The organism is Nostoc cf. edaphicum LEGE 07299, assembly GCF_015207245.1.
GTDB lineage: Bacteria > Cyanobacteriota > Cyanobacteriia > Cyanobacteriales > Nostocaceae > Nostoc > Nostoc edaphicum_B.
On the sequence record NZ_JADEXF010000357.1, the window covers coordinates 1 to 5,097 of the forward strand.

Consider the following 5,097-nt stretch of genomic DNA (forward strand, 5'->3'; position numbering starts at 1 on the left):
AATAACTACCTAAAGGTGTTTGCCAATCTGTGCCGTTTTCAAAGGCATTGTTTACACCTTTACGGGCAGATTCAATTTCTTTGAGTAAATCTTTGGTGTTACGTCCTGCGATTGATAAGACGTATTTTGCATCAGATTGCTGCTCAAAGGTAGCGAATGTTTGGCTGGCGGTAGCTGATAAAGAAGAACTAGCTTCGATGGATTTTTGAAGATGGTTTAAGATATCGGGTATAGTGGAGCGATCGCTAACTGCGATAGGAAACAGATGAAAAGGCATTTGTTGCAAATATCTGTTGTCGCGCTCCTCTTGGCTGGGTTCCTCCGATAAGATTAAATGGGCGTAACTGCCATCTATACCCATACTATTAATTGCTGCTATTCTGCGTGTGCCGCCTTTATCGACAAACCAAGGTCTTGATTCCATTGCCACATAGAAAGGGCTACCTTCCCATACTTGCGGTGTTTTGACACCAGACCATTTGGGTGTGGCGGGAATATACCTGTAATAAAGACAGAGAGCAGTTTTGATTAAACTAGCAATTCCCGATGCTGTATAGGTGTGGCCGATATTGGCTTTGACGCTGCCCAATGCACAATGCAAACCATTGCCCACTTTTGGATAAGCTTGCAGTAAACCTGTGATTTCCGCTTCATCCTCCTGGGGAACGCCACTACCGAAGACTTCCACATAGTTAACTTCTGTGGGTTGAATCTCCGCCATCTCGAAAGCTTGTTTGCAGACATTGCTGATAGCTGAAGCATCAGGTTTTACCTGAGTATCACTCAAAGTAGAATTACCTTGTGCGAAACTCATGGCATCAATTACTGCATAGATGCGTTCATTATCTTCCTTAGCAGCTTCGTAGCGCTTGAGGACGACAGCACCGGCACCTTCGCCAACTGTCCAGCCATTAGCTTGTTGGTCATAACCCAACGTATTTACACCCATATTAATTGGCGCAAATTGGCTACGGAATAAGACATTTTCTACACCACCGGCTAAATCTACCGCACCCACAACCACTGCATCAACTTCTCCCGTAGCGAGTAGCATTTGTCCAATTTCCAACGCCTTGAGGGCAGAATTTTCGCCAGCGCTGACGGTGAATGCAGGGCCAGTGAAATTCCACAAAGCAGAAATCCGACTTGCCATGATGTTGGCGATGTGACTCACATATTCGCCGATTTCTACTGGTTGGTGAATGCTATCTTTAACAATGGTTTCTAGTTGCGCCAGTTGTTCAGCAGGTAGAGAAATTCCTTGGTTGAGTAAGCCGTCCTTAATTTGCCAAGATAAATTCCATCTTTGCTGTAGCTGATGCACAGAGAATTCTGTTTCGGCGGCGACTATAACCGCTACATTGCTACCCTCCTGTAGTTTCGCATCTTTTACGGCGCGATCGCTAACTTTCAGAAGCAACAATTGTTGTGGGTTTAGCTTTTCGATTTCATTTGGTGGGATTTTGCACGATAAAGTATCAATTTCAAAATCCTTGATATATGCCCCTACTGGTGCTTTACCATCTGCTAAACCGTACTCTTTCAGGACATTTTCTTGATTTTCTATACCATGCCATCTTTCAGGCGGTAAGGAAGTAAAATGCTGTGTTCCATCATAAATACTGCGTTCAAAAGCATCCAAACCATTGCAGTTACCAAAAAAAGCATCCATGCCGACAATGGCGACTTTGGTAGGTGAAACAGGTGGAGTTGATTCAACTGATTCTGTTGTATTTCCTTGTTCTAAAATCAGATGAGAATTAGTACCGCCAAAACCGAAAGCGCTAATAGCTGCCCGTTTAATTGATGAATTATTATTAGGCCATGCCGTAGCTTTTCTAACAATTTTATCGGCTGATATTGTACCTTTTTCTGATGTTAAAGGTTCCGAAACATTCATGGTTGCTGGAATTACACCATGAGACATACTCAAAATCACTTTAGTCAAGCCAACCATGCCAGCAGCAGTTAACAAGTGACCAGTATTTGCCTTAGCAGAACCCACCAGAGGCGCAGCTTGATTTTGACCAAAGAATGTTTCTATGGAGTTGAATTCGGTTGTATCTCCTAGTAATGTACCGGTGGCGTGACACTCTAAATAATCGATGGTTTTTGGACTAAATTTCGCCTCATTGTAGGCTCGTTCAAAAGCTAAGACTTGTCCTTTAGGATTTGGACTGAGTAAATGTTTACCTTTGCCATCATTTGAGAGTCCATTACCGCAGATAGTGGCGAGAATATTATCACCATCTCTAACGGCATCAGAATATCTTTTCAGCATCACCATCCCAACACCATCGGCGGGGATTAGCCCTCTAGAGGATTTATCTAAGGGGCGGCTGATGCCGTTTTCTGCATACCCTTGAACACCGGAAAATAACATCCGCACGAATAAGGAATCTGCACAACTTATGGCTCCAGCCAACATGACATCAGCTTTGTGTGACCATAAGTAATGAGATGCTAATTTAATAGCATAAAATGATGACGAACAAGCAGCATCCAGACATAAATTAATCTGGGGTAGAGATAAAGCTTGAGCAACAATAGATGCTGGTAAACCAGATATCATCGCATTGTATAAAGACGCTTTAGTTGCACTTGGTAAAGCAGCTAAATCAAAGTCTTCATACTGCAAAAGTTCTCTGACAGCAGGAGTAATAGCTTTCTGGTAAATTGGAGATAATAATTGATTAGATAATTTTGTCGGAAATGACAAATTACCTAAAATTACGCCGCATTTTGCCAGAACATTTTGATTACCCCAATAACCACTTTGTTCAATTGCTTGTTTAGCGGCATATAATGACCATTTGAAGGTGTTATCTAAACCAGCAACAAATTCTGATGGTAGATTGTATTCAGATGGATTAAACTGGAAGTTGCGGATGTACCCACCTTTAAGGGAATAGGTTTTGTCTGGTGTACCTTTGACTGGATTGTGAAATATTGTCGGATCTACTTCGATTTCTTCGACGGTTGCAGAGGATGTCGAATCTTTTTGATTAACGATGTTTTGCCAGTATTCTTCAGGATTCTTTGCATCGGGGAATAGGCATGATAATGCGATGATGGCTATTTTTTCCACGATTTATATGCTCCGAGTTTGGGTATTTAGCAAGAGATAATTAAAAGCCAGGATTTACGCTGTTCCCCAAACTTTAAACGAGGCAAGTTATAGCAATCCTAAGATTAAGCTAGCTTTGATAGTTCGTAGTAAAAACATTAGAGTTGAATTCTTAGCAAATTCTCTGCGACCCTTTGCGTTTCCCTTTGCGAACCTTTGCGTTTAAATTTAAACCCTCAATTCGCCACAATTTCAAGCAAAGCTGTACTTAGAAAAAAGAAATAAAATCCTTACTACAAACTTTAAACTTGAAAGATTACTAGCTTCTAAGCATTTTCATTGACCAAATAATGGCATGAGCGCCGAGCATTCGTGAGTATATTTTACCTTGGCGGTCGTGTATGATAAAGTTTGCGATCGCACTACTTGGTGTCTTAGCTAGTACTTCACAAGAAACGTAAAATGTTTCGTTATGTGGTATCATCGCAAATTGTTCAAATTTTTCTACTTTTCCAGGTAAACAACCTTCTTCATGAAAGTGTTGTGTCCAAACCCATAAGGCGTGCATACTCAAGTCAGTGGTGTAAGGATTAACCCATTGCACGGGGAATTGTCCTTGTTCCTGTGGGGTAAGTTCTGGCCACAGACATTCTGTAGTAATTTTTTCAGGGCTGATGTTTAAGACTCTTTTGATTTCTTGAAAAGCAGGGCCGTGAAATAATGTAGCCCCGCCATTTTGGTAAAAATCTTTTCCTGTAGCGGTGATGATATTATCTTCTTCGAGATTGAGAGATTCATAAGTGGGTACATCTGGAATTTCTAGCTGGAGATTGAGTTGAGCGCTAAAATGGAAATGGATTCTGCCTTCTGGGTTTTTGCTCGAAATTCTTGCTTTAAGCTCGATTTTTCCAAGATTAACTTTAGAAATTTCTTCTATCTCTAAAAGATGTTCTTTTGCTAATGTCTCGTTGAAAGTAATCCCCTTCAAAACTTTGAAATCTTGGTAATTAAACAACCGATAACCGGGATATAATTGTTCACAAGCATTGATAATCCAGGTCATTGCACAAGTTGCTGGTAAAACTGGAGAACCAGCAATGGTATGATCGTGTAAAAATGGATTAGCCTCCAATGTCATTTGGCGACGAATACGATGTGTTCGTAGTTCTGAATCGAACTCTGTAGCCATTGGAACTAATGGACTACCAATAACAACTTGTGCGGTTGCATGATTGGTATTATCCATTTCCTTAACGAGCATTTGCGCCCCAACTGCAATGGGAATTATATCAATTTTTCGCTCTTGAAAAATCTTCTTTAATTCTGCTGTCACCATACCACTGTCCCAAGCGCCCCAGTTGATAGCGACTACGTGACATGAGGGATAAGTTTGCTTAAATATATGGGCTGATTTGTTCAGAATTTCATTTGCGATCGCATAATCAGATTGTCCAGGATTTCCGTAAAAGCCTGTTACTGAAGAGAACAAAACCAGATGCTGAAGTTGATTAAGATTAACGCAAGCTAGCAGGTTTTCTAACCCTTGAACTTTAGCTGTATAAACTTTTTCAAAATCATCTTCTGTTTTCTTTTCAATTAACTTATCAGCCAAGTTTCCCGCGCCGTGGATGATTCCGGTAATTGGGCCGAGATGTTGCACAGCAGTGGCAAGTTTTTCTTGTAAAGCTTGTGTATCTGTAACATCGACACTGATATATTCTGCTTTAGCTCCGGTTTTTTCAATTGCTGCTAGAGTCTTTTTAATTTCCCGGCTGGAGGTAATTTTGTTATATATTTTTTGCACATTCATGGGTGTGGGCTTCTCTCCTTGAGAAAGAAGATTTTCCATGATACATTTTTTCAATGCGGATTCATCAGAATTTTGAGCATAATCTGGCTCGGTTTCTAATAGTTCGGAGCGACCGAGGAGGATGAATTTGCAGGGTTGTTGTTGGGCTAATCTGATAGTACACTCAGCCGTAATCCCTTTTGCACCGCCGCTCACGACAAAGACAGATGATGGACTAAGC

Annotated in this window: 2 protein-coding genes; both read right to left on the bottom strand. The window is 41.0% G+C overall.

The features are described from left to right. Window positions 1-3,088: polyketide synthase (locus IQ229_RS12460; protein WP_322743981.1), on the bottom strand; the 3,088-nt coding region annotated here is incomplete at its 3' end. A gap of 298 nt (window positions 3,089-3,386) precedes the next feature. Then, window positions 3,387-5,097, bottom strand: a 1,711-nt coding sequence (locus tag IQ229_RS12465; protein ID WP_228013422.1) for an SDR family NAD(P)-dependent oxidoreductase, incomplete at its 5' end; no start/stop codon positions are given.